Genomic DNA, 3523 nt, shown 5'->3' with positions numbered 1-3523 from the left:
CCGGTACGCGCGCGCGTACCGGGGCTCCGGCCGTGAAGGCGGGGGCTCAGCCCTGGAGGGCCTGGGCGGCGGCGATGCCCAGCGCCACCAGCAGCGTCACCACCACGAAGACGACGAGCCGCTGGCGCAGCAGCCGGGGGTTGGCCGGACGGCGGCCGGTGGACGTCGTCCGCGCCCCCGGCCGGGTCCCGGGCCGCGACTGCGGAGCGCGGGAGCCGCCGGTGCGGGGACCGGGCGCCGAGGGCCGCGAGGACGGCGCGGACCCGCGCCCCCGGGCCGCCGCGCGCTCCGGCTCCCGGCCCCGGGTGTCCCGCTCCGTGTACCGCTCGGTCGGCCGCGGCGTGCCGCGCTCCTCCACCCGCTCGCGCGGGGCCGGCGGCCGGGCGGCCGGCAGCCCCTGCGCCTCGCGGGCCGCGATCTCCTTGAGCCGCATCGACAGCTGGAGCGTGCTGGGCCGGTCCTCCGGGTCCTTCGCCAGACAGGCCCGGATCAGCGGCGCGAGCGCGTCCGGCACGCCCTGGAGCTGGGCCTCCTCGTGCACCACGCGGTACAGCATGACCTCGGAACTGCCGTGGCCGAAGGGGGAGTCGCCCATCGAGGCGTACGCGAGGGTGGCGCCGAGCGAGAAGACGTCCGTCGCCGGGGTGACGGCCGCGCCCCGCACCTGCTCGGGCGCGAGGAAGCCGGGGGAGCCGACCGCGGTGCCGACGTGGGTGAGGGTGCTGGCGCCGGTGGCCCAGGCGATCCCGAAGTCGATGATCCGGGGGCCCTTGGGGGAGAGCAGGATGTTCGACGGCTTCAGGTCCCGGTGCACGACCCCCGCCTCGTGGACGGCGACCAGGCCCTCCGACAGCGCGGCCCCGATCGAGGCCACGTCGGCGGCCCGCAGCGGACCCTCCTCGGCGACCCGGTCGTGCAGCGACGGGCCGGGCACGTACTGGGTGGCGAACCAGGGCCGTTCGGCCTCCAGGTCGGCGGCGACCAGCCGGGCGGTGCAGCCGCCCCGGATCCGCCGGGCCGCCGACACCTCACGGGCGAACCGCGACCGGAACTCCTGGTCCTCGGCCAGATCCGGCCGGATCACCTTCAGCGCCACCCGCTGACCGCGCCGGTCGGAGCCGAGGTACACGACCCCCATCCCTCCGGCGCCCAGCCTGCGGTGGAGCCGGAACGCCCCGACGACCCGCGGATCCTCGCGCCGGAGCCGCATCATCGCCATGTCCGTCCCCTCGTCCGTTCGACGTGGCACAGCTTACGTAGTGCCGCCCCCGCGCGCTCATAGGCCGCGCCCTCCCACCGGCATCGATTGTCAGTGCTGAGGGGGAGCCCCGCCCCGCCCCGCCCCGCGCGCCCCGGCCAACGCCCGCCCGGGGAAACCCACTTGACCTCGTCGTCCGGGCAACTTCCCCCGCCCCGGGGCCGCCCCGGGCCCCCGTCGGGCCCCGCTTCCCGCCGTACGTGACCCATGTCACCCCCACCCCCGCCGCCGGGCGCCCGGGGGCGCGTCCCCTCCGGGAAGACCCCCACCCGCGCGCCCCCTTCTCCACCCAGGGGAGTACTCCGGGGGGACCGGTGTCATCCTCCCGTAGGCCCGAAAGCCGGTACGCGGGCATGACGCCCCGGCCCCCTCCGCTCCCTAGTGTTGAGGTCATGCGGTGGGCGCGACTCTCGTCCCCCGAGGAACACGCGCCCACCGCACCGAGCACCCGGAAAACAGAAACGGCAGGAGAGGACCATGGCCCACACGGCACACCGGCCGGCGCCCCGCCCCACGGGACACCGCCACCCCCTGGTCGCCACCGCCATGGTCCTCCCTCTCGCGGCCCTGCTCGTCGTCGTCTTCGGCGGCTGGGATGCAGTGGTCACACAGGCGTCGTCCGTGGGCGTGATGCTGGGGCGCTGAGCGGCGCCCCGGACCCGGGAGAGCGGCCCGGGTCGGGGACATCGGCCGACAGCCCCGTGGGGACGGGGGTGCGGCGGACGACAGCGCGGGGGCCGGTCGGCCGGGGAGCCGACCGGCCCCTTCGCGTACCCGCCCCGCCCCGTACCGCCACCCGGTCCCCGCCCCGTGCCCGCCGCCCCCGCCGCGTACGCTCGCCGGATGGACTTCGCGGAGACCGCACCCCACGCCCCGGAGCCGTCCGCCGGTGACGTGCTCGGGAGGCTCGCCCTGATCGCCCGCCGGATCGTGCACGGCGGGGGAGCCTGCCGGTGCGACCCCGGGACGGTCGGGATCCTGGCGGACCGGGAGGACGGCGCCGTCGTCCGGCATGGCGGGCTCGTCGCCAAGGCGCACGCTCCCGGCACCGGCGACGGCCCGCACGCGGCCCGCCTCGCGCTCGCCGGCCACCCCGGCCTCGGCGGGATCCTCCTCCCGCCGGTGCCCGGCCCCCGCCCCGAGCGGGTCGCCGGACGGCCGGTGACGGTCTGGCCGTACGGTCCCCCGGTCGACCCGGAGGACCCCGGCGCCGCCCCCTGGGAGGAGGCGGCCCGGCTCCTCGCCCTGCTCCACCGCACCCCGCCGCCGGCCGTGCCCGGCGCCCCGCTGCCGGCGATGCGCGCGCCGGAGAAGGCCGCCCTGGCGGTCGGCCGGATGCTCCGCGCCGCACCGGACCACCCGGCCGCCCCGACCGTCCTCGCGGCCTGGCGCACCGTCACCGGGGCCGGGGCCGGGGAAGGGGACGCGGCCGGAACCGGCGGCACGCGCGCGTACCTCTGCCACGGCGACTTCCACCTCGGGCAGCTCGTGCGGGACTTCCACGGCGACTGGCGGCTCATCGACGTCGACGACGCCGGTCTCGGCGACCCCGCCTGGGACCTGGCCCGGCCCGCCGCCTGGTTCGCCGCGGGGCTGCTCCCGGCGGAGGTGTGGGCGCGGTTCCTCGGCGCCTACGAGGCGGCGGGCGGACCGGCCGTCGGCGCGGACCCGTGGGCGCGGCTCGACCTGCCCGCCCGGGCCCTGACCGTGCAGACCGCGGCCCTCGCGCTCGCCAAGTCCACCGGGGAGGGGCGGGCCCTCGACGAGGTCGAGGAAGTGATGATCGACACCTGCGCCCGGATCGTGGACGCCCGAACCGCCCCGGCCTCCGCGGCGTCCCCCTAAGGTGAAGCCACCATTCGAACGGCAACGGCAGGGAGTTGAGCCGAGCATGCAGTGTCCCAAGTGTCACGCGGCGATGCACACGTACAACCGCAACGGCGTCCAGATCGAGCAGTGCAGCGGCTGCCGCGGGATCTTCCTGGACTACGGCGAGCTGGAGGCGCTGACCCGCCTGGAGTCCCAGTGGGCGCAGCAGGCCCCGCCCGCCCCGCCGGCCGCCTACCCGGCCCAGCCCGCCCCGGCCGCGCCCGCCTGGGGCGCCCCGCACGGCGGTCACCACGGCGGCCACTACGGCCGGCGCGGCTTCGGCCGGATGCTCTTCTCCTCCTGAGCCCCGCCCCGGCCCCGGCTCCGTTACCCCAGCCGGGCCCGGGGCGGCCCCGGCGGCCGGCCCGCGGGGCCCCGCACCACGAAACCCCCCCC

At 78.1% G+C, this 3523-nt stretch carries 4 protein-coding genes; 3 read left to right on the top strand and 1 reads right to left on the bottom strand.

The window, feature by feature from the left end; genetic code table 11:
• Window positions 1–46: 46 nt before the first annotated feature.
• The gene (locus AB0E83_RS35245; RefSeq protein ID WP_362120876.1) at window positions 47–1219 is read right to left on the bottom strand and encodes a protein kinase; all 1173 of its coding nucleotides are present in this window, start codon (window positions 1217–1219) and stop codon (window positions 47–49) included.
• 516 nt (window positions 1220–1735) lie between these two features.
• On the opposite strand from AB0E83_RS35245, the gene AB0E83_RS35240 reads away from it, so the two are divergent.
• The 3 genes from AB0E83_RS35240 (at window position 1736) to AB0E83_RS35230 (ending at window position 3431) form a co-directional block, all read left to right on the top strand.
• Window positions 1736–1903: a hypothetical protein gene (locus AB0E83_RS35240; protein ID WP_362120874.1), complete on the top strand. Its 168-nt coding sequence runs from the start codon at window positions 1736–1738 to the stop codon at window positions 1901–1903.
• Window positions 1904–2101: 198 nt separating this feature from the next.
• Window positions 2102–3103, top strand: coding sequence for an aminoglycoside phosphotransferase family protein (locus AB0E83_RS35235; RefSeq protein WP_362120872.1), 1002 nt, complete (start codon window positions 2102–2104; stop codon window positions 3101–3103).
• A 46-nt stretch (window positions 3104–3149) separates the two neighbouring features.
• The gene (locus AB0E83_RS35230; protein WP_362120870.1) at window positions 3150–3431 is read left to right on the top strand and encodes a zf-TFIIB domain-containing protein; all 282 of its coding nucleotides are present in this window, start codon (window positions 3150–3152) and stop codon (window positions 3429–3431) included.
• Window positions 3432–3523: the final 92 nt, after the last annotated feature.

The sequence above is a fragment of the Streptomyces sp. NPDC035033 genome (genome assembly GCF_040636735.1).
In the GTDB taxonomy this organism is placed as follows: Bacteria; Actinomycetota; Actinomycetes; order Streptomycetales; family Streptomycetaceae; genus Streptomyces.
Note: the sequence above shows the minus strand (reverse complement) of the source record. Positions and strands in the feature narration are given on the sequence as shown.